Source organism: Streptomyces sp. NPDC104367 (assembly GCF_055583825.1).
In genome coordinates, this window is the sequence record NZ_JBVJND010000001.1 from 22,336 (window position 1) to 41,369 (window position 19,034).

Sequence of the window (19,034 nt, forward strand, 5' to 3'; positions counted from 1 at the left end):
CGTACTCCTACGACTTGTAGGAGGTATGCTCCGGGCTTCGAACCGCGAACTACTACATCTCGTAGAGTTCCGTCGCTCTGTCATGCGCGGAGGAAACCCATGCCCTACGCCGGAAGCACGGCGCCCAGTCCCCCGCTCGTGGGCGCCGTGCCGCGGCCGCGTCCCGCCGGGCCCGGCGCGGGGCGGGTCGCCGTCGTGTCCGCGAGCGTCGGAGCCGGTCACGACGGCGCCGCCGCCGAACTCGCCCGCCGCCTCGGGGCGGACGGCTTCGCCGTGGACAGGTTCGACCTGCTGGACCTGCTGCCCGCCGGGCTGGGCCGGGCGGTCCAGGAGGGCTACCACCGGATGCTGGTCCGGGCGCCCTGGGCCTACCAGCGGATCTACTCCAGCACCGAGCGCGCGGGCGGCGGCGGGCCGGCGGCGCGGGCGCTGCTGCGCACGGCCGAGGAGCGGGTGCTGCGGGCCCTGGCCCCGGACACGGGCGCGGTCGTCTCCACCTACCCGGGCGCCAGCCGGGTGCTGGGGAACCTGCGGCTGCGGGGACGGCTGGCCGCGCCCGTACTGACCTATCTGACGGACTTCTCGGTGCATCCGCTGTGGGTCGCGGACGGCGTCGACGTGCACCTCGCCGCCCACGCCGTGCCCGCCGCCCAGGCGCGGGCGGCCGGGGCCGGGGACGTGCGGATCTGCGGGCCGGTGACCGATCCCCGGTTCCGTCCCTGCGACGAGCGGCGGCGCGCCGCGGCGCGGGCACGGTTCGGGCTGCCCGGGCGGGCACCGCTGGCCCTGCTGGTCGCCGGGTCCTGGGGTGTCGGGCCGGTCCGCGAGGTGGCCCTGGAGCTGCGCGACTGCGGCGCGGCGGTGCCGGTCGTGGTGTGCGGCCGGAACGCGGCGCTGGCCGAGCGGTTGCGCGCGGACGGGGTCGAGCACGCCTTCGGGTGGGTCGAGGACATGCCCGGCCTGATGCACGCGGCCGACGTCCTGGTCCAGAACGCCGGCGGGCTCACCTCGCTGGAGGCGTTCGCCTCGGGTCTGCCCGTGGCCAGCTACCGCTGCATACCGGGGCACGGGCAGACCAACGCGGCGGCCCTCGCGGAGGCCGGCGCCGCGGCGTGGATCCGTGACCCGGCCGGCCTGGAGCGGACGCTGTGCGACCTGATCGACGGCGCCCTGGGACAGCGCCAACGGGCCACGGGGCTCGCCCTCTTCGCGCCCGGCCCCGGCGCCGGCCCGGCGGCGGAGATAGCCCGGGTCCACCGGTCCGGCGCCCCCGCGCGCGACCACCGCGCGGAGCGGCGCCACCCCTCCGTGCGGCGCCGGCTGGCCGCCACCGCGGTGGCCGCCTCCGCCGTATGGGCCTGCGCGGTCGGCACGGGCATCGCGACGACGGCCGACGGCACGGCCCTGGTCCACGCCATCGACCACGGCCTGACCGACCTGGCACTCCACCACACCCCGGGAGCCCACCGCTCATGACCACACCCCACACACCCGGTACGCCCTGCCAGGCCCGCATGCCCGGCTCGGCCCGCACGTGCTGCACGCCCCGCACACCCCGCCCGGCCCACATACCCGGCTTGGCCCGCATACCCTGCACGACCCGCCCGGCCCGCCCGGCCCGCACGCCCGGCTCGGCCCGCACGCCCGGTACACCCAGCACACCCGGCTTGGCCCGCACACCCTGCACGACCTGCACGACCCGCACGACCCGCACGACCCGCACGACCCGCTCGGCCCGCACGCCCTGTACGCCCTGCACAACCCGCTCGGCCCGCACGCCCTGCACGACCCGCACACCCTGCGCACCCCGCCCGGCCCGCGCCGCGGTCGACGTCACGTTCAGCACCGCCGCTGCCCCGACCACCACCAACGGCGCCGGCACCGGCACCAGCACCGCCACCGCCACCGCCACCGCCACCGAGCCGGAGGTCCGGCGCCCGTGAACCCGAACCCCAGTCGTCTGATCCGCCCCGTGGCACTGGCGGCGGCCGGTGTCGCGGTCGCCGTGCAGGCCGGGCCCGCCGTGTCCACCTTCGGCCCGCTGCGCAAGCGCGTGATGCCCCGGCTGTCGGGCCGGGGCCGGCCGGACCACGTCGCGTTGACGTTCGACGACGGCCCCGACCCGCTGTCCACCCCGCGCTTCCTGCGGCTGCTGGCCGGGCGCGGGGTCCGGGCCACCTTCTTCCTCCTCGGCAGCGAGGCGCACCGCTCCCCCGGTCTGGTGCGGGAGATCGCGGCGGCCGGTCACGAGATCGGCGTCCACGGCTGGCTGCACCGCCCGCTCCCGCTGCGCGGCCCGCGCGCCACCTACGACGACCTCGCCCGGGCCCGCGACCGCGTCGGCGCGCTCACCGGGCAGCGGCCCGTGCTCTTCCGGCCGCCGTACGGTCTCATGTCGGGTGCCGCCCAGGTGGCCGCCCGCCGCCTCGGCCTCACCCCGGTGCTGTGGACCAGCTGGGGAGAGGACTGGCGGGCCCGGGCCACGCCGGAGTCCGTCCACCGCACGGTCACCGCCGACCTGGACGGCGGCGGCACGATCCTGCTCCACGACTCCGACTGCACCTCCGCCCCCGGCGCCTGGCGCTCGGCACTGGGCGCGCTGCCCCGCATCCTCGACACCTGCGAGGAGCGGGGCCACCACGTCGGCCCCCTGCGCCACCACGGATGGCCCGCCCGGGACAGCGGACGGCCCGGACGAGACACCGGACGGCCCGGGTGAGACACAGGACGGCCGGGAACGCGATCCCCCGCCCTGGCGTCTACAGTTACGTAGACCGTCTACTGCGGTGTAGTCGACGGCCTTCGTCCGTTCACCTTCGTTCCCCCGCCTCCGACGGAAGGGCACCACCGCATGCCGACACCACCCCCGGGCTTCGACGGAGCACCGATCGACGGCGCCACGTACAGCGACGTGGTCCGCCTCGCCCAGCACGCACCCGACTGGCTCGACGACACCGTGTCGCTCTGGTCCACCTTCGGACTCGCCCTGTTCGCCGCCCTGATGCTGGCCGGCTGGTGGCAGGCCCGCCGCACCGGTGCCGCGGACGCGCTCAGGGCGCTCGCCGTACCGGCGGTGGTGGTCGCGGCCTACGCCGCCGACATGGGCCTGAAGCTGCTGGTCCGCGAGGACCGGCCCTGCCAGAGCCTCCACCTGAGGACGCTGGAGACATGCCCCGCGCCCGGCGACTGGTCCTTCCCCAGCAACCACGCGGCGATCGCGGCCGCGGCCGCCGTCGCCCTCGTCTTCGTCTCGCGCCGGCTGGGCGCGCTCGCCTGCCTCGCGGCGCTGGCGATGGCCGCCTCCCGGGTGTGGGTCGGGGCGCACTACCCGCACGACGTCCTGGCCGGGGTCGCGGTCGGCGCCCTGGTGGCGGCGGTCGCGATGTCCGCGCTACGACCCCGGTCGCGCCCCCTCGCCGACCGGCTCGGCGCCCGGCCGCTCGGGGCCCGGCTGCTGGGGACCCCACCCCCGACGGCGGCGGCCTGAGGCACCCCCGGCGACCGTCACCGGCGCCGCCGATCCTCGGCATCGCCCCCCGGCATCACCCCCGACGCCAGCCGTCGCCGCCGCCCCGCGCCGTCACCCCGAGACCGTGCCGGACGCGTCCCGGCGGGAGACGGCGAGGTATCCGACGCAGCAGACGATGGCTGCCGTCCAGCCGAGCGTGACCGGCGCGAGGCCGAGGCCGAGTCCGCCCCGGGTGTGGCCCACCGCCATCCAGTCGGCGAGCGAGGCGCCGAGCGGGCGGGTGATGACGTAGGCCGTCCAGAACGCGGGCACGGCGCCCAGGGCGCCGCCCCGGTGGGCGACGGCGGGGACGCAGATCGCGGCGCCGAACAGGACCGCCGAGCCGAGGTAGCCGAGGCCGGCGGTGGCGGTCAGGTCGCCGGCGGCGGTGCCGAGCGCGAAGGTCGCGAGGACGGCCGCCCAGTAGAAGACCTCGCGGCGGCGGGTGCGGACGCCGTGGATGGACAGCGTCCGCTCGACGGCGTACCAGAGGGAGAAGACCGCGGCCAGGGCGACGAGGAAGAGCGGTGTGGACAGCGCGTAGGGCACGCCCAGGCCGACGTGCAGGACGTCGGCCGCCATCGTGCCGAACACGCTGACCATGACGACGGCGGTCCAGTAGATCCAGGCCACGTAGCGGCGGACGGCGAGCTGGAGGGCGAGCGAGGCCGCCAGGGCGAGTGCGCCGAGCCCGACGGCCGGCACCGGTCCGAACACATGGGCCAGCAGGTCCGACGCGGTCTCGCCCATCCCGGTGGTGAGCACCTTGACGATCCAGAAGTACGCGGTCACCTCCGGCACCTTGTTCGCCAGGGTGCGCGGTGCGGTGCGGGGACGGTCGTCGAGGAGGTGCTCTGTGGTCATGGACCGCACGATGACACGGCCCGCTCCCGGCGCCACAGATGCCTTTGCCATTGCTTTGGGTGCTCTGGTGCATGACTTTCACCGGCGGGCGGTCAACCTGAACACAACCTGACCGCCCCCACGAATCCCCTGGTCAGAGGGGTCGGGCCGGTGATAGGCAGGGGATTTTCGCGGCCCGCGGTCCAGAATTCCGTCGTCGGGGCCGCCGGGTCGCGGGAACGGACGGCGCCCCGCGATCGTCTAGAGTTCCAGATGACGTCTACACGCCTGTAGTCATTGCGAGAGGTTCCCCGTCCATGACGACACCGATCCCCGCCGCCTCCCAGCTGGCCGTGAACGTACTCGACGCCCATTCGCTGCTCGCCGCCTTCGGTGTGCTGGGCGTCGCAGTGGTGATGTTCGTGGAGACGGGACTGCTGGTCGGCTTCTTCCTGCCCGGCGACTCCCTGCTCTTCACCGCCGGACTGCTCTGCACGGGCACGGCCGCAAGCGGTGTGCACCTGTCCCTGGCGCCGCTGCTCGTGGCCGCCGCGGCGGGAGCGCTCGCCGGAGCGCAGTGCGGTTACCTGATCGGCCGGAAGGCCGGGACGAAGCTGCTGGCCCGCTCCCGTTCACCGCGCCTGCACGAGGGCATGAAGCGGGCCGAGGAACTGCTGGAGCGGTACGGGTACGCGAAGGCCATCGTCCTGGCCCGCTTCGTCCCGGTGGTGCGCACCGTGCTGAACCCGATGGCGGGCGCCCTGGAGGTGCCGGTGCGGACCTTCACCCTGTGGCAGGTCGCCGGCGGGCTCGCCTGGAGCGTCGGTCTCACCCTCGCCGGGTACGGACTGGGCTCGTCGATCCCGAACGTCGACCGCTACCTGCTGCCGCTGGTGGCGCTGATCGTCGTCGTCTCGCTGCTGCCGCTGCTGGCCGAGGTGTACCGGGGCCGGCGCGCCGCCCGGCCGGAGGGCGGCGAGGGGTGAGCCGGGCCCCGAGCGGGGCCCGTTCGTCTCACTCAGGTGCGGCCCCCGCGGCCGAAGAACCGACGGAGGACCATGCGTGCCAAGATCCTGGTCGTCGAGGACGATCACGCGCTGCGTGACGTGCTGCGCCGCGGCCTGGCCGACGAGGGCTTCGAGCCCGTGCCCGCCGCCGACGGCGCCACCGCCCTGCGGCTGACCGCCCGGGGCATCGGCGCGGTCGTGCTGGACGTCGGGCTGCCCGACGCCGACGGCAGGGACGTGTGCCAGGCGATGCGGGCCAACGGATTCACCGCCCCGATCATCTTCCTGACGGCACGGCACCATCTCACCGACCGGCTGTCCGGGTTCTCCGCCGGGGCCGACGACTACCTGCCCAAACCGTTCCACCTCGCCGAACTCGTCGCCCGGCTGCGGGCCACGCTCAAACGGGCCGCCCCGGCGGCCGTGTCCACCGCCGGGGACCTGGTGCTGGACGCGACCCGGCACAGCGCGAGCGCCGGCGGGGCCCGGGTCGAGCTGTCCCCGACGGAGTTCCGGCTGCTGGCCACCCTGGTGGCCGCCGGCGGGGCCCTCGTGAGCCGCCGCGACCTGGTCCGGGCCGCGTGGCCGGACGGTGCCCAGGTCAGCGACAACACGCTCGACCAGTACCTGACCCGGCTGCGCCGCAAGCTGCGCGAGACGGGCAGCGGGCTGAGCCTCGGGACGGCGCGCGGGATCGGCCACCGGCTGTCATGACCGGCCTCCTCCGGCTCCTGGCCCCCCGTACCCTGCGCGGCCGGCTCTCGCTGGTGGCGCTGACCACCGCGGCCCTGCTGATGACCGTGCTGACCGTGGCGTTCGACACCGTGACGGAGAGGCATCTGGAGCGCCAGGCGGACGACGAGCTGCGCAGCCGCGCGGTCGCCGTCGCCACCACCGTCGACACCAGCGGTGCCCGGGCGCGGGTCCTGGAGACCGTCAACGACCGGCTCCTGGACGCGAACGTCTGGATCTACACCGGCGGGCACCTGCTGGAGAAGCCCCCGTCGGCCGTCGGCGGCTCCGCCCTGACCCGGGCCGCCGCCCGGCTCGCGGCACGGGCCGGCGAGGCCTGTACGACGGTGGGGCCGGGGAATCCGCACGCGGTCCGGCTGTGCGCCCACGCCGTGGCCGGACACCGCGCCGCCGCCACCGTCGTCACGGCCCTGGACCTCGCCCCCTACCGCAACTCGGCGGCCACCGTGCTGCTCGGGTCGCTGGTCCTGGACGCCGTGATGCTCGCGTGCACCTACGCGCTGACCCGGCTGGCCGTCGGGCGGGCGCTGCGTCCGGTGCGCGTCATGACCGACCAGGCCACCGAGTGGAGCGCCGTCGGCTCCGACGAACGCTTCGGCGCCGACCACCAGCCGGCCGAACTCGCCCGTCTCGGCACCTCGTTGGACGCGCTGCTGGACCGGATCCGGACCGTGCTGCGGCACGAGCGGCAGCTGACCGGTGAGCTCTCCCACGAGCTGCGGACCCCGCTCACCCGGATCGTCATCGAACTCGACTGGTGGCGGGCCCGGCCGCGCTCCGCCGACGAGACCCGGGCCACCCACGAGGTGATCGCCGAGGCGGCCCGGTCGATGCGCGGCATCTGCGACACCCTGCTGGACGACGCCCGCGGCAGGACGTGGAGTGCGGGCGAGGCCCCCGGCACCGCCCGGGTGGCGCCCGTCCTGGACCGGCTGGTCGGCGGGCTCGGACCCGAGGGCCGGGTCGGCGCGGTCGTCGACGTCACGGACCCGGCGCTGGAGGTCGGTGTCGCGCCCGCGCTCCTCGAACGCATCGTCAGCCCGTTGCTGGCCAACGCGGTCCGCTACGCCCGCTCCACGGTGACCGTGTCGGCACGGCGGCTGCCCGGCGGGGTGCGGATCGACGTCACCGACGACGGGCCCGGCGTGCCCGAGACGTTCACCGGCGACCTGTTCCAGCCCGGCCGCCGCGCCGACGCGGACGACGGCCACGACGGCGCGGGCCTCGGCCTGCCGCTCGCGCGACGCCTGGCCCGCGCCGTCGGCGGCGAGGTCGCGCACGACCCCGGCCACACCCCGGGCGCCCGCTTCCTGGCGGACCTGCCCGCGGGGTGAGCGGTCACGCCCGCCCGGCGGCGGTCCGGCGCTCGCGCAGCTGTGCCCGGCTCATGAGGCCGGCCAGGACGGCCGGCAGGACGGCGGAGGAGCCGATGGTGCCGAGGTCCAGGCCGCCCTTGGCGGTCGGCAAGGTGGAGGGCTCCTCGTGAGGTCGTAGAACGTCTCCCGTGCGGGTGTTCAGGCCGGGTGCCGGGACACCGGTGCCGCGTCCTTCCGGGTGACGGACAGGAACACGACCAGGCCGAGGACGACCGTGAGGAACAGGGCGCTGGTGATGACGGTGCCCAGGCCCAGTCCGCCGTCCCCGGTGGGCTGGGAGAGGTAGTCGCCGACGGAGGCGCCGAGCGGGCGGGTGAGGACGTAGGCGATCCAGAAGCTCCACACCGCGTCCAGCCCGAGCTTGAAGTGCGCGAGCGCGACCGCGGCGATGGCCAGGCCGAACAGGACCGCCGAGAGCCGGTAGCCGAGGTCCATCCGCTCGGAGACCAGGTCGCCGGCCGCGGTGCCGAGGGCGAAGGTGAACAGCACGGCCAGCCAGTAGAAGGACTCACGGCCGGTGGTGTCGATGTGATGGATGGACAGCGTCCGTTCCCGGCGGTACCAGACCACGAACACGACGGCGAGGACGACCGCGAAGACGGTGGTGCTGGTCTCCAGCGGCACCCCCATGTTGTCCGTGAGGTTGTCGCTGATCAGCGTGCCGACGACGCTGATCAGGGCGACGGCCGACCAGTACACGCCCGCCCGGTAGGCGCCGGTGCGGAACTGCGCCACCAGGACGACCGCCAGCAGGGCGCTCATCAGCGCCGACACACCGGTCAGGCCGAGCCCGGCCTTCTCGTTCAGCAGGTCGGCGGCGGTCTCCCCGACCGTCGTGCACAGCACCTTGATGACCCAGAAGTAGACGGTGACCTCGGGCACCTTGTTCCAGCGCGGCCGGGGGCGCGGGGCCGGGCCGGAGGCGGCGGCCGGGGACGCGGGGGTCTGTGATGTCTCGTATGTCATGGGGCCCGACCGTGCCACGCCCCACCTGAACGCATCCTGACTGCCGGCCGCGGGGACGGTCGGCAGCCGGCGGGCCGGGAGGACGGCCGCGACCCGGGTCGCGGCCGCGGTCTCACACCGGTGCGGTCTCGGCGGCCTCCGCCATGACCTTCTCGTGCGCGGCGATGCCGACGAACCGGCGGATGGCCTCCACCGGCATGTCGAGCCCCTCGGAGGCGGAGCGCTCGTCGCCGAACGCCTGGACCGCCTCGGCGACGGCGAGGGCCAGTTCGGCCTCCGCCTTGCGGACCTTGACCTCGGCCTTGTCCACGGTGTCGACCACCGCGAGCTGGCGGCGCTGCTTCTCCTGGAGTCGCTGCTTACGGGAAGGCGTCGTTTTGTCAGTGTTCTGCACAGTCACGACCAAGATCATAAGCGGGGGCGGAGCGGCCGCGGTACCGCCCCGGGCCCCGGTCACGCCACCAGCGTCGCCCACACCGCGTGGCCGCTGGTGAGCCTGGAGCGGTCGACGCCCCAGGAGTCGGCGAGCTGCTCGACGAGCAGCAGTCCCCGGCCGCCCTCGTCGTCGGGGCCCGGATCGCGCCGGGGCAGGCCGCGGCCCGAGTAGTCGTGGTCGTGCACCTCCAGCCGCAGACAGCCGTCGGCGACCAGGCCGATCCCGCACAGGATGCGCACGCTCAGCGTGTGGATGACGGCGTTGGTGGCCAGCTCGGAGACGAGCAGCACCGCGTCCTCGCACAGTTCGCCGGGCAGGTCCCACTCGGCCAGCCGGGCTCTCATCGACCGGCGGGCGACCCTGATGCTGGAGCGGTGGGACGGCAGCTCGATCCAGTGCGCCCGGTCGGGGGCGGCTACGTCTAACAGGTCACGGGAGGGGATCGTGTGGGGGGACACGGTGGTTGCCTTCCGGGTGGCGGACGCGGGGGGAGCAGGCAGCGCCGAGCAACGTCCGCACTGGAGCCGGAAGTTGCCCGTGAACGTGAACGCGATTTACTCAAGTAACTATGCTCGTACGCAAGTTCAGGCTGCAACCGACTCCCTGATAATTTCAGGATGCGGCTATCGGTCTGGTCGGTTCATCAAGTGCCTGTCACACTCGTGGTGGTGACAGTCCCTCAGGAGGTAAGGGCGTGAGCGAAGGCCGTTCGAGCGCGGGCAGCAACAGCGCGCCCACCGTGCTGCGCATGATCCTGGGCCGCAGGCTCCAGGAGCGGCGCCAGGGCGCGGGGGTGTCGCTGGAGGACGCCGCTCGGGCGCTTCGGGTCACCCCGCTGACCATCCGCAGGCTGGAGAAGGCCGAGGTGGCCCTCAAGCCCCTCTACGTGGAAAAACTGCTGGAGACCTACGGCGCCGACCAACAGGAGATGGACGAGTTCGTCGCCTTCGCCGAGCGGGCCAACGAGCCCGGCTGGTGGCACACCTACCGCGATGTGCTGCCCACCTGGTTCAGCGCCTACGTGAGCCTGGAGACCGGGGCGAAGACCCTGCGCACCTACGAGCCGCACTACGTCACGGGCCTCCTGCAGACCCGCTCGTACGCGCGATCCGTGCTCGGCGGCGGCTTTCCCAACGACACCGACGAGGACCTGGACCGGCGGGTCGACCTGCGGCTGCGCCGGCAGGCCCTGCTGGAGCGGTCCGACGCGCCCACGCTGTGGGTGGTGATGGAGGAGGCCGTCCTGCACCGCGTGGTCGGCGGCCCCGAGGTGATGCGGGAGCAGATCGAACGGCTCCTGGAGGTCATGGAGCTGGAGCACGTCAGCGTCGACGTGGTGCCGTTCACCGCCGGTGCCCATGTGGGCGCCTGCGCCCCGTTCACGTATTTCCGCTTCGAGGAGCCCGAACTCCCGGACGTCGTGTACAGCGAGATCCTCTCCGGCGCGATGTACCTGGACCAGCGCTCCGACGTCGTCGCCCATCTCGAGGCGCACAACCGCATGTCCCTGCTGACCTCCGACACGCACAGCAGGGCGCTCCTGAACCGCATGCGCAAGGAGTACGCATGACCCTCATCGACGGCAGTGTCAACGACGTGTACAACGGCATGCCCGCCGCGGACCTAGGGGAGCAGGGCTGGGAGTCGCCCTGGAGCGGTCCCAACGGAGGCCAGTGCGTGCAGACGAAGCAGCTCGCCGACGGCCGGATCGCGCTGCGGCAGTCGACCGACCCCGCCGGCCCCGCGCTGATCTACACCCCGGAGGAGATCACCGCGTTCGTCGCGGGGGTCAAGCGGGGTCTCGCCGACCATCTCACCACCGGCCGTACTCCCCCACGCACTCCTCTGAAAGGTTCATGATGACCAACTCGCCCGCGGCGCGGGACATCGACACCAGCCGGCCCCACTCCGCCCGCATGTACGACTACTACCTGGGCGGCAAGGACCACTTCGAGGTCGACAAGCTGGCCGCCGAGAACGTGGCGACCGCCTACCCCGGCATCTTCGTCTGCGCCCGCGAGAACCGCGCCTTCATGCACCGGGCCACCCGGGTGCTCGCCCGGGAGCACGGCATCCGGCAGTGGCTCGACATCGGCACCGGCATCCCCACCGAGCCGAACCTGCACCAGGTGGCGCAGTCCGTGGTCCCCGAGGCGCGGGTGGTGTACGCGGACAACGACCCGCTGGTCCTCAAGTACGCCGAGCGGCTGATGCGCAGCACCACGGAGGGCCGCACCACCTACATAGAGGCGGACGTCAACGACCCGCAGTCGCTGATCGACGCCCCCGAGCTGGCGGAGGTGCTGGACCTCGGCCGTCCGGTGGCCCTGTCCCTCAACGCGCTGATGCACTTCGTCACGGACGCCCAGGACCCGTACGGGATCGTGAGCCGGCTGCTGGACATACTGCCGTCGGGCAGCGCGCTCGCCCTGAGCCACTGCACGCCCGACTTCGACCCGGGCACCTGGCAGAAGGTCACCGACATCTACAACAACGCCGGGACCCCGGTGCAGTTCCGCTCGCGCGCGGACGTGGCGCGGTTCTTCGACGGGCTCGAACTGCTCGACCCCGGCGTCTCGGTGGGCCACCGCTGGCGCCCGGACACCGAGCCGTCCGCCACGGACGCGGAGGTCAGCCTGTGGACCGGGGTGGGCATCAAGCCGTAGCGCTTTTTTCCGGGAGGGGGGAGCCCCTGGGCTGTCGTACCGCATGGGGGTGCGGTACGACAGCCCGGGGCGATCGGCCGATGGGGCAGCGGTCAGCCGATGTGATAGCTGTCGCCGTACACCTTCCAGTCCAGCGGGGTGTCCAGGCACAGGTTGCCCTTGCGCAGGAAGACCCGCTGCTCGGTGTCGACCCGGGTGGTGTCGCTGTGCGCCTCCTCCTGCTCCATGGCCCACACGCGGGCGTCGAGGAAGGCGTCGAGGTACGCCGTCTCGTCGCCGCCCCGGGCCGGCGGCCTCGCCTCGGCGAGAGCGCGCTTTCGTATGCTGCGGAAGCCGGTCGGGTCGTCGCCGTCGCCGTGCATGACGACGGCGTCGTAGTAGGCGAACTGTCCCAGCGTGCCCAGCCCGTCCGTCCTGCCCTGCCCGACCGCCGGGTCGAAGTACACGCGGTCGCGCTCGTCGTTCTGGGCCTGCTGGAACGCGGTGTCCTGGGCCGCCCTGCGCCAGGCGGCGGGGAAGTCCGGGTCGAGGCCGTCGTGGGAGTCGGTGCCGTTCACCCGGCGCAGCGCGGGCAGGTACCCGGCGAGCACGTTGCCGGGCTTGCGGTCGGTGTAGAGCCGGACGAGGTCGAGCATGTCGCCGGTGCCCGAGCAGAAGCCGATGATCCCCGCGGTGTAGCCGCGGCCGTCGCCGATGTCCTCGATGTACCCGTACTGCGCCTTCCAGTCGAGCGAGGAGTTCTCCGCGCTCGACACCAGCTTCATGGCGATCTCCTTCTTCGCCGGGTCGTCGAGCCCCGCGCAGCTCGCGGCCGGCGCGGCGGCCGAGGCGTGCGCGGGACGCAGCGGCAACACCCCGGCTCCGACGGCGGAGGCGCCGAGCAGGGCGAGCAGAGCGCGGCGCGAGGTCGGGGCCGTGGGGATCGGGGCCGTGGGGTTCGGGGGATTGTCCGGGTGCCTCACAGGGACTCCTGAAGGGGGGTGGGGGGGGTGGGGGTCGGCGTGGGCCGATGAACCGATAGGAAGGTTTCCTATCAGAGCCAGTCAGTGATGTGTACCCGTCACGCGAAAAGTTCGTAGGGTCGAACAAGGAGTGCCGTCGGAGACGGCTCAGCCGCGCCCCGCCGCGGCGCGCCTCACTCCGCCGCCGTCCAGGCCCACGGCCCCATGCCCCGCCACTCGATCAGGCCGGGGTCGTCGACGGTCGTGCTGACCTCGGGCAGATCCGCCCGGCGCAGGAACTCGACGACGTCGAGCAGGTGGTACGCGGTGCCGGCGTACTCCCCGCGGATGGTGACCCGCCGGCCGCCGTCGGGGCCCGGCGGCTGCACGATCACAGGCGCGCCTTCCATGGTTACCGCATGCCCCCCGCGGCGGCCGGTCATGCGGCGGCCGTGACTTCCGGCCGGGCCCCGCTCCGCCTCCCGTCCTCCCCCCGCTCAGTTCGCCGAACGGATGCCGCGTTGTCAGTGCGGCTTGGTAGAACTGCGATCATCACCGAGAGTCCTCATCTCCCGCACAGGAGCAGCCGCATGACCATCAACGAACACCTCAAGGCCCTCTACCGGCTGCCCGCGTACGCCTTCCCCGGTCCCGGCGCGCCGACGGACCGGCTCCCCGACGCCGAGTCGGTCGCGTGGCGGATCACCAGCGACGTGTACGACGCGGACGAGGACTGGGCGGTGGCGTTCGCCCGCTTCCTGGCCGCCGTCGACCCCACCCGGGTGCGGGCGCTCATAGTCGGCGCCTGGCAGGAGGCGTACGACAGCGACCCGTCCGACGTGATCGAGGCGCTGCTGGCCGCGCGGGACCGGCTGCCGGCGCTGCGCGCGATCTTCCTCGGCGACATGGTGATGGAGGAGTGCGAGATCTCCTGGATCAACCAGACCGACGTCACCCCGCTGCTCGAAGGCTTCCCGGAGCTGGAGGAGTTCGGGGTGCGCGGCGGTTCGGGCCTGGGCCTCACGGCGGTACGGCACACCGCGCTGCGCCGGCTGACCATGGAGAGCGGCGGGCTGCCCGCCCAGGTGGTGCGCGCGGTGGGCGAGAGCGACCTGCCCGCCCTGGAGCAGCTCGACCTGTGGCTGGGCACGTCCGACTACGGCGGCGACAGCGAGGCCGCGGACCTCGCGGGCATCCTGTCCGGTGAGCGGCTGCCGAGCCTGCGTCATCTCGCGCTGCGCAACAGCGAGGTGCAGGACGCCGTCGCGGCGGCCGTGGCCGACTCCCCCGTCCTGGACCGGCTGGAGGTGCTGGACCTGTCGATGGGCGTGCTGACCGACGAGGGGGCCACGGCGCTGCTCGACGGCCGCCCGCTCGTCCACCTCAAGAAGCTCGACCTGCACCACAACTACGTGACCGAGCCGCTCCGGAACCGCCTGCGGTCGGCCCTGGAGCCCGTCGGCGTCGAGATCGACCTCGACCGCGACGACGCCGACGAGGACAAGGAAGACGACGGCACGGTATGGCGGTACGTCGCCGTGGGCGAGTGACCGCCGTGCCCACCCGAACCCACCCCGGCCCCCCACGACCCGCTCCACCACGGAAGCGGACCGACGGAGACACCAGGGCCCGGACCGACGGCCGTACGGTCGGGGCCGGACACGCGGTCGAGGCCGGACACGCGGTCGGGGCCGTCATCCCCGTCGAAGCCGGCCGCACGCTCGACGTCGGCTGTGCGGGCACGGCCGGCGCCACCGTCGGATTCGGTCACCGCTCGGGCGGAATCGGCGACGCGGTCCGGGGCGTTCGTGCGGGCCTCGATCGCCGACCGGGCGGCGTCGTCTCGGGCGGTCGTGTGGGTGGGGGCGGGGTGGGTCGTGGGTTCGTCGACGGGTGAGGGGGGCGGTCGGTTCGCGGTGGTGGGGAATCCCGGGAACCGGCGCGTCACCCTCTTCGCCGACGCCGTCCGCGCGGCCGGGCTGCCCGCACCGCGCGTCGTCCCGTGGCTCGACGTGCTGCGGGACGGCGGCGCCCGGTTCGGCGCCGGGGAGATCGTGCGGATCGACTCCCCCGGTGAGGACCCCGAGGTCGACCGGCTGCTGCGCGGCGACCGCGAGCCGACCCGGGTCGAGGGCTCGGCGCGCTGGTACGCCGGGTTCGTCGCCGCGCTGGGCACCCTGCGCGGCGGCGTACGGCTCGCCGACCCGGACGACCTCGCCGTGCTCTTCGACAAGCGCCGCTGCCACGCCGTGCTGGACGCGGCCGGGGTACCGGTGCCCGCCTCGCCCACCTCGGGCCCGGCCGCGGCCCCGGTCCGCGGCTGGGACGACGTGCGGGCGCTGATGCGGGAGCACCGGATGCCCCGGCTCTTCGTCAAGCCCGCGCACGGCTCGTCCGCGTCCGGCGTGCTGGCGGTGGAGTCGGCGGGCGGCGGCCGGATCCGGGCGACCACCTCGGTGGAGCGCGCGGCCGACGGCGCCCTGCACAACTCCCTGCGGGTGCGCCGCTACGAGCGCGAGGCGGAGATCGCGGCGATCGTCGACGCGCTCGCACCGGACGGGCTGCATCTGGAGCGCTGGCTGCCGAAGGCCGCCCAGCACGGCCGGACCGCCGACCTGCGGGTCGTCGTGGTGGCCGGCCGGGCCACCCACGCGGTGGTGCGCACCAGCCGCTCCCCGCTGACCAACCTCCATCTCGGCGGCGGCCGGGGCGACCTCGACGCGGCCCGCGCGGCGGTGGAGGCGTCCGGCGCCGCCTGGTCCGACGTGCTCGGCGTCTGCGAGCGGGCCGCCGCCTGCTTCCCGCGCACCCTGTGCGTCGGCGTCGACCTGCTCCCGGCCGTCGGCTGGCGCCGGGCGGCCGTCGGCGAGGTGAACGCCTTCGGCGACCTGCTGCCCCGCCTCACCGGACTGCCCGGCAGCGGTGCGGAGGGCCTGGACACGTATGCGGCCCAGGTCCGCGCCGCCCTCGGCCCGCCCACCCTCCCACCGCACGAGCACCACCCGTACGACAGGCACCACACGTACGACAAGCACCACGCGTACGACAAGCACCACCCGTACCCAGAAGGAACCCCGCATGACCTCGCCCGCCCCGGCCGCTGAACCGGCCAAGACCGAGCCCGACATGAACGAGGTGGTCGGCAGTCACGACCTGCTCCTCGTCACCCTCGACACCCTGCGCCACGACGTCGCCGCGGAACTCGCCGCCGAGGGCCGCCTCCCCCACCTCTCCCGCCATCTGCCCGGCGGCGCCTGGGAGAAGCGGCACGCCCCGGGCAGCTTCACCTACGCCTCCCACCAGGCGATCTTCGCGGGCTTCCTGCCGACCCCGGCCGCCCCCGGCCCGCACCCCCGGCTCTTCGCGGCGAACTTCGCGGGCAGCGAGACCACGGCCGGCGGCACCTTCGTGTACGACACCCCGGACCTCGTCTCCGGTCTGGCCGGGGCCGGCTACCGCACCGTGTGCGTCGGCGGCGTCGGCTTCTTCAACAAGCAGGGTCCGCTGGGCTCCGTCCTGCCCGGGATGTTCCACGAGGCGCACTGGGAGCCGGAGTTCGGCGTCACCTCACCGCACTCCTTCGAGAACCAGGTGGCCCGCGCCGAGCGGATCGTGCGCGAACTCCCGCACGAACAGCGGCTGTTCCTCTTCGTCAACGTCTCGGCCCTGCACCAGCCCAACTGGTTCCACCTGCCGGGCGCGACCCGCGAGGCGGGCGACAGCCGCGCCACGCACGCGGCCGCCCTGGAGTACGTGGACCGGCACATCGGCCGCCTGTTCGCCGCCGCGAGCAGCCGGCGCCGCTGCTTCGCGATCGTCTGCTCCGACCACGGCACCGCCTACGGCGACGACGGCTACACCGGCCACCGCCTGGGCCACGAGTCCGTGTGGACCGTGCCGTACGCCCACTTCTTCCTGGACCCGGCGGAGGCCGCCCGATGACCACCGCGACCGCGGCGAGCCCGTACCAGAGCTATGTCTACGCCTACCCGCACAAGACCGCCTACCGGCGTCTGGCCGACCGCCCCGCGCTGCGCGACCTGTGGGCCGGCGAGCCGAAGGACGCGCTCTCCCTCTATCTCCACATCCCGTTCTGCGAGGTCCGCTGCGGCTTCTGCAACCTCTTCACCCGCATCGGCGCCCCCGACGGCCTGACCGGTGCCTACCTGGACGCGCTGGAGCGCCAGGCAACGGCCGTACGGGAGGCGCTCGGGGACGCGGACAAGACGCGGTTCGCCACGGCGGCCTTCGGCGGCGGCACCCCCACCTTCCTCACCGCCGCCGAGCTGACCCGGCTGTGCGACATCGCCGAGCACCGGATGGGCGCCGACCTGCGGGCCGTACCGCTGTCGGTGGAGGCCTCGCCGGCCACCGCCACCGCCGACCGGCTCGCCGTCCTCGCCGAGCGCGGCGCCACCCGGCTCAGCCTCGGGGTGCAGAGCTTCGTCGACACCGAGGCACGGGCCGCCGTACGGCCGCAGCGCCGCGCCGACGTGGAGGCGGCCCTGTCCCGGGTCCGCGAGGCCCGCATCCCCGTCCTCAACATCGACCTGATCTACGGCATCGACGGCCAGACCGAGGAGACCTGGCTGCGTTCGCTGGACGCGGCCCTCGCCTGGCACCCCGAGGAGCTGTACCTCTACCCGCTGTACGTCCGCCCCCTCACCGGGCTCGGCCGCCGCACCGCCGCCGGTTCCGACCCGGCCTGGGACGCCCAGCGCCTGCGCCTGTACCGGGCGGGCCGCGACCACCTCCTCGGCCACGGCTACGACCAGCAGTCCATGCGCATGTTCCGCCGCGCCGACGCCCCGCCGCAGGGCGCCGACGACTACGCCTGCCAGACCGACGGCATGATCGGCCTGGGCTGCGGGGCCCGCTCGTACACCGCGGGCCTGCACTACTCCTTCGACTACGCCGTGGACATGCACGAGATACGCGGGATCGTCGACGACTACGTCGCGCGTCCGGCCGGGGACTTCGCGCACGCCGAGATCGGCCGCCGTATCGACGCCGACGAGGCACGACGGCGTCATCTGCTGCAGTCCCTGCTCCAGGCGGAGGGGCTGCGCCACGACGACTACCGGAGCCGCTTCGGGGCCGCGCCCGCCGGCCACTTCGCCGCGGAACTCGGCCGCTTCGCCGACCGCGGCTGGCTCACCGACGACGGCGCCGTCCTGCGGCTCACCCCCGAGGGCCTCGCCCACTCCGACGCGATCGGCCCGGTCCTGTTCTCCCCCGCGGTCCGGTCCGCGATGGCCGCCTACGAGCGGAAGTGAGTGCCCGGCCATGGACCTGACGCTGCTCTACCGCGGCCCGCTCGCCTCCTGCGACTACGACTGCCCCTACTGCCCGTTCGCCAAGCGGCGCGACACCGGCGACCAGCTCCGCGCGGACCGGGCCGCGCTGGACCGCTTCGCCCGCTGGGCCCAAGCGCAGACCGAGGACCGTCTCTCGATCCTGTTCACGCCCTGGGGCGAGGGGCTGGTCCGCTCCTGGTACCGGCGTACCCTCGCCGAGCTGTCCCGGCTCCCGCACGTCCGCCGGGTGGCGATCCAGACCAACCTGAGCTGCCGCACCGACTGGCTGGCCGACGCCGACCCGGACACGATCGCCCTGTGGTGCACGTACCACCCGGGCCAGACCCCCTACGAGCGGTTCCTCGGCAAGTGCCGCGACCTCGCCGGCCGGGGCGTCCGCTTCAGCGTGGGGATCGTCGGCCTGCCCGAACACCTCGAAGCGGCCCGGCGGCTGCGCGCGGACCTGCCCGGGCACGTCTACCTCTGGGTCAACGCGGCCGAGGGCCGCACCTACCCGGACGCGGAGGCGGAGCTGTGGACGGCCCTCGACCCGCTCTTCCCCTACAGCCGGCATCCGCACGCCAGCGCGGGGCTGCCCTGCCGGACCGGCGAGTCGGTGATCTCCGTGGACGGCGAGGGCACGGTCCGCCGCTGCCACTTCGTCCCCGCGCCGCTCGGCAACCTCTACGACGGCTCCTACCGGGCCGCGCTGCGTCCCCGGGCCTGCCCGCTGACCAGCTGCGACTGCCACATCGGCTATGTCCATCTGGAGACGCTGCCGCTCTACGACGTGTTCGCGGGCGGGGTCCTGGAGCGCATCCCGGCCCACCCCCAGGTAGTGGAATATTCAACCAACCTGCTGGGTTGAGGGCGTCGAAGGAGGTCAGAGTGGAGACGACGTACTACGACCAGGGAACGCACTCCGAGCGCTGGGACCGCGGGCGGCTGTTCTTCGACGCCAAGGACTACGCGGGCGCCGCGCGGGTGCTCGCCGGGCTGGTCGAGGAGGTGCCGGAGCAGACCGGGCCCCGGCTGCTGCTGGCGCGCGCCTACTACCACTCGGCGCAGCTGAGCCGGGCCGAGACGGAGCTGCGGGCGATCGTCGAGCGCGATCCGGTGGAGCACTACGCCCGGCTGATGCTGGGCCGCACGCTCCAGCGGCTGTCCCGGCACGAGGAGGCGCAGCCGCACCTGCGGATCGCCTCGGCGCTGGCGGGTGACTTCCCGGAGGAGTGAGACGG

At 73.9% G+C, this 19,034-nt stretch carries 22 protein-coding genes; 15 read left to right on the forward strand and 7 right to left on the reverse strand.

Features of this window, described 5'->3' with window-relative positions; genetic code table 11:
• The first annotated feature begins 99 nt into the window (after nucleotides 1-99).
• From ACZ619_RS00100 to ACZ619_RS00110, 3 genes are all read left to right on the forward strand, one after another.
• A complete protein-coding gene (locus ACZ619_RS00100) occupies nucleotides 100-1,476 on the forward strand; it encodes a glycosyltransferase (RefSeq protein WP_469592343.1) in 1,377 nt (458 codons plus the stop codon).
• Between the two features lie 484 nt (nucleotides 1,477-1,960).
• The gene (locus tag ACZ619_RS00105) at nucleotides 1,961-2,719 is read left to right on the forward strand and encodes a polysaccharide deacetylase family protein (RefSeq protein ID WP_469593237.1); all 759 of its coding nucleotides are present in this window, start codon (nucleotides 1,961-1,963) and stop codon (nucleotides 2,717-2,719) included.
• A 132-nt stretch (nucleotides 2,720-2,851) separates the two neighbouring features.
• Nucleotides 2,852-3,487, forward strand: coding sequence for a phosphatase PAP2 family protein (locus tag ACZ619_RS00110; protein WP_469592345.1), 636 nt, complete (start codon nucleotides 2,852-2,854; stop codon nucleotides 3,485-3,487).
• 93 nt (nucleotides 3,488-3,580) lie between these two features.
• Here ACZ619_RS00110 and ACZ619_RS00115 read toward each other — a convergent pair whose 3' ends face one another.
• Entirely contained in the window at nucleotides 3,581-4,372 is a 792-nt protein-coding gene (locus tag ACZ619_RS00115) for a COG4705 family protein (RefSeq protein WP_469592347.1), read from the reverse strand.
• A 296-nt stretch (nucleotides 4,373-4,668) separates the two neighbouring features.
• On the opposite strand from ACZ619_RS00115, the gene ACZ619_RS00120 reads away from it, so the two are divergent.
• The 3 genes from ACZ619_RS00120 to ACZ619_RS00130 all read left to right on the forward strand — a co-directional run bounded on the left by ACZ619_RS00120 (nucleotide 4,669) and on the right by ACZ619_RS00130 (nucleotide 7,445).
• Nucleotides 4,669-5,337, forward strand: a complete 669-nt coding sequence (locus ACZ619_RS00120; protein WP_469592349.1) for a DedA family protein — start codon at nucleotides 4,669-4,671, stop codon at nucleotides 5,335-5,337.
• 72 nt (nucleotides 5,338-5,409) lie between these two features.
• Nucleotides 5,410-6,072, forward strand: coding sequence for a response regulator transcription factor (locus ACZ619_RS00125; RefSeq protein ID WP_469592350.1), 663 nt, complete (start codon nucleotides 5,410-5,412; stop codon nucleotides 6,070-6,072).
• Nucleotides 6,069-7,445, forward strand: coding sequence for a sensor histidine kinase (locus tag ACZ619_RS00130; protein ID WP_469592352.1), 1,377 nt, complete (start codon nucleotides 6,069-6,071; stop codon nucleotides 7,443-7,445). The genes ACZ619_RS00125 and ACZ619_RS00130 overlap by 4 nt, the downstream gene beginning before the upstream one ends.
• Before the next feature lie 4 nt (nucleotides 7,446-7,449).
• Here the strand turns inward: ACZ619_RS00130 and ACZ619_RS00135 are convergent, their stop codons facing one another.
• The 4 genes from ACZ619_RS00135 to ACZ619_RS00150 all read right to left on the reverse strand — a co-directional run bounded on the left by ACZ619_RS00135 (nucleotide 7,450) and on the right by ACZ619_RS00150 (nucleotide 9,347).
• Nucleotides 7,450-7,578, reverse strand: a complete 129-nt coding sequence (locus ACZ619_RS00135) for a hypothetical protein (protein WP_469592354.1) — start codon at nucleotides 7,576-7,578, stop codon at nucleotides 7,450-7,452.
• Nucleotides 7,579-7,625: 47 nt separating this feature from the next.
• A complete protein-coding gene (locus tag ACZ619_RS00140; protein WP_469592356.1) occupies nucleotides 7,626-8,453 on the reverse strand; it encodes a COG4705 family protein in 828 nt (275 codons plus the stop codon).
• Nucleotides 8,454-8,565: 112 nt separating this feature from the next.
• Nucleotides 8,566-8,853: a hypothetical protein gene (locus ACZ619_RS00145; protein ID WP_469592358.1), complete on the reverse strand. Its 288-nt coding sequence runs from the start codon at nucleotides 8,851-8,853 to the stop codon at nucleotides 8,566-8,568.
• Nucleotides 8,854-8,906: 53 nt separating this feature from the next.
• On the reverse strand, nucleotides 8,907-9,347 hold the full coding sequence (locus ACZ619_RS00150; RefSeq protein ID WP_469592360.1) for an ATP-binding protein: 441 nt from the start codon (nucleotides 9,345-9,347) through the stop codon (nucleotides 8,907-8,909).
• Between the two features lie 236 nt (nucleotides 9,348-9,583).
• On the opposite strand from ACZ619_RS00150, the gene ACZ619_RS00155 reads away from it, so the two are divergent.
• From ACZ619_RS00155 to ACZ619_RS00165, 3 genes are read left to right on the forward strand one after another with little or no spacing between them, the layout of a single operon-like run.
• Nucleotides 9,584-10,459, forward strand: coding sequence for a helix-turn-helix domain-containing protein (locus tag ACZ619_RS00155; RefSeq protein ID WP_469592362.1), 876 nt, complete (start codon nucleotides 9,584-9,586; stop codon nucleotides 10,457-10,459).
• On the forward strand, nucleotides 10,456-10,749 hold the full coding sequence (locus tag ACZ619_RS00160; protein WP_469592364.1) for a DUF397 domain-containing protein: 294 nt from the start codon (nucleotides 10,456-10,458) through the stop codon (nucleotides 10,747-10,749). Before ACZ619_RS00155 ends, ACZ619_RS00160 begins: the two co-directional genes overlap by 4 nt.
• Nucleotides 10,749-11,555: an SAM-dependent methyltransferase gene (locus tag ACZ619_RS00165; protein ID WP_469592366.1), complete on the forward strand. Its 807-nt coding sequence runs from the start codon at nucleotides 10,749-10,751 to the stop codon at nucleotides 11,553-11,555. Before ACZ619_RS00160 ends, ACZ619_RS00165 begins: the two co-directional genes overlap by 1 nt.
• A 92-nt stretch (nucleotides 11,556-11,647) precedes the next feature.
• On the opposite strand, the gene ACZ619_RS00170 is transcribed toward ACZ619_RS00165, so the two are convergent.
• Nucleotides 11,648-12,517, reverse strand: a complete 870-nt coding sequence (locus ACZ619_RS00170) for a chitosanase (protein WP_469592367.1) — start codon at nucleotides 12,515-12,517, stop codon at nucleotides 11,648-11,650.
• A gap of 173 nt (nucleotides 12,518-12,690) precedes the next feature.
• The gene (locus ACZ619_RS00175; protein ID WP_469592369.1) at nucleotides 12,691-12,906 is read right to left on the reverse strand and encodes a hypothetical protein; all 216 of its coding nucleotides are present in this window, start codon (nucleotides 12,904-12,906) and stop codon (nucleotides 12,691-12,693) included.
• Between the two features lie 180 nt (nucleotides 12,907-13,086).
• On the opposite strand from ACZ619_RS00175, the gene ACZ619_RS00180 reads away from it, so the two are divergent.
• The 6 genes from ACZ619_RS00180 (at nucleotide 13,087) to ACZ619_RS00205 (ending at nucleotide 19,029) form a co-directional block, all read left to right on the forward strand.
• A complete protein-coding gene (locus tag ACZ619_RS00180; RefSeq protein WP_469592371.1) occupies nucleotides 13,087-14,046 on the forward strand; it encodes an STM4015 family protein in 960 nt (319 codons plus the stop codon).
• Nucleotides 14,047-14,373: 327 nt separating this feature from the next.
• Nucleotides 14,374-15,600, forward strand: coding sequence for an STM4014 family protein (locus ACZ619_RS00185; RefSeq protein ID WP_469592373.1), 1,227 nt, complete (start codon nucleotides 14,374-14,376; stop codon nucleotides 15,598-15,600).
• Between the two features lie 22 nt (nucleotides 15,601-15,622).
• Nucleotides 15,623-16,438 (forward strand): STM4013/SEN3800 family hydrolase, encoded by an 816-nt coding sequence (locus ACZ619_RS00190; protein WP_469593239.1) that lies wholly within the window; start codon nucleotides 15,623-15,625, stop codon nucleotides 16,436-16,438.
• Complete coding sequence (locus ACZ619_RS00195; RefSeq protein ID WP_469592375.1) at nucleotides 16,435-17,772, forward strand: STM4012 family radical SAM protein; 1,338 nt, start codon at nucleotides 16,435-16,437, stop codon at nucleotides 17,770-17,772. Before ACZ619_RS00190 ends, ACZ619_RS00195 begins: the two co-directional genes overlap by 4 nt.
• A gap of 10 nt (nucleotides 17,773-17,782) precedes the next feature.
• Nucleotides 17,783-18,661: an STM4011 family radical SAM protein gene (locus tag ACZ619_RS00200; RefSeq protein WP_469592376.1), complete on the forward strand. Its 879-nt coding sequence runs from the start codon at nucleotides 17,783-17,785 to the stop codon at nucleotides 18,659-18,661.
• A gap of 20 nt (nucleotides 18,662-18,681) precedes the next feature.
• On the forward strand, nucleotides 18,682-19,029 hold the full coding sequence (locus ACZ619_RS00205) for a tetratricopeptide repeat protein (RefSeq protein ID WP_469592378.1): 348 nt from the start codon (nucleotides 18,682-18,684) through the stop codon (nucleotides 19,027-19,029).
• Nucleotides 19,030-19,034 lie beyond the last annotated feature (5 nt).

What these genes read in the sequence shown, in the direction of transcription:
- ACZ619_RS00100 (WP_469592343.1), top strand. Translation starts at nt 100, where the DNA reads ATGCCCTACGCCGGAAGCACGGCGCCCAGTCCCCCGCTCGTGGGCGCC.
- ACZ619_RS00110 (WP_469592345.1), top strand. Translation starts at nt 2,852, where the DNA reads ATGCCGACACCACCCCCGGGCTTCGACGGAGCACCGATCGACGGCGCC.
- ACZ619_RS00115 (WP_469592347.1), bottom strand. Translation starts at nt 4,372, where the DNA reads ATGACCACAGAGCACCTCCTCGACGACCGTCCCCGCACCGCACCGCGC.
- ACZ619_RS00120 (WP_469592349.1), top strand. Translation starts at nt 4,669, where the DNA reads ATGACGACACCGATCCCCGCCGCCTCCCAGCTGGCCGTGAACGTACTC.
- ACZ619_RS00125 (WP_469592350.1), top strand. Translation starts at nt 5,410, where the DNA reads ATGCGTGCCAAGATCCTGGTCGTCGAGGACGATCACGCGCTGCGTGAC.
- ACZ619_RS00130 (WP_469592352.1), top strand. Translation starts at nt 6,069, where the DNA reads ATGACCGGCCTCCTCCGGCTCCTGGCCCCCCGTACCCTGCGCGGCCGG.
- ACZ619_RS00140 (WP_469592356.1), bottom strand. Translation starts at nt 8,453, where the DNA reads ATGACATACGAGACATCACAGACCCCCGCGTCCCCGGCCGCCGCCTCC.
- ACZ619_RS00160 (WP_469592364.1), top strand. Translation starts at nt 10,456, where the DNA reads ATGACCCTCATCGACGGCAGTGTCAACGACGTGTACAACGGCATGCCC.
- ACZ619_RS00165 (WP_469592366.1), top strand. Translation starts at nt 10,749, where the DNA reads ATGACCAACTCGCCCGCGGCGCGGGACATCGACACCAGCCGGCCCCAC.
- ACZ619_RS00175 (WP_469592369.1), bottom strand. Translation starts at nt 12,906, where the DNA reads ATGGAAGGCGCGCCTGTGATCGTGCAGCCGCCGGGCCCCGACGGCGGC.
- ACZ619_RS00180 (WP_469592371.1), top strand. Translation starts at nt 13,087, where the DNA reads ATGACCATCAACGAACACCTCAAGGCCCTCTACCGGCTGCCCGCGTAC.
- ACZ619_RS00190 (WP_469593239.1), top strand. Translation starts at nt 15,623, where the DNA reads ATGAACGAGGTGGTCGGCAGTCACGACCTGCTCCTCGTCACCCTCGAC.
- ACZ619_RS00195 (WP_469592375.1), top strand. Translation starts at nt 16,435, where the DNA reads ATGACCACCGCGACCGCGGCGAGCCCGTACCAGAGCTATGTCTACGCC.
- ACZ619_RS00200 (WP_469592376.1), top strand. Translation starts at nt 17,783, where the DNA reads ATGGACCTGACGCTGCTCTACCGCGGCCCGCTCGCCTCCTGCGACTAC.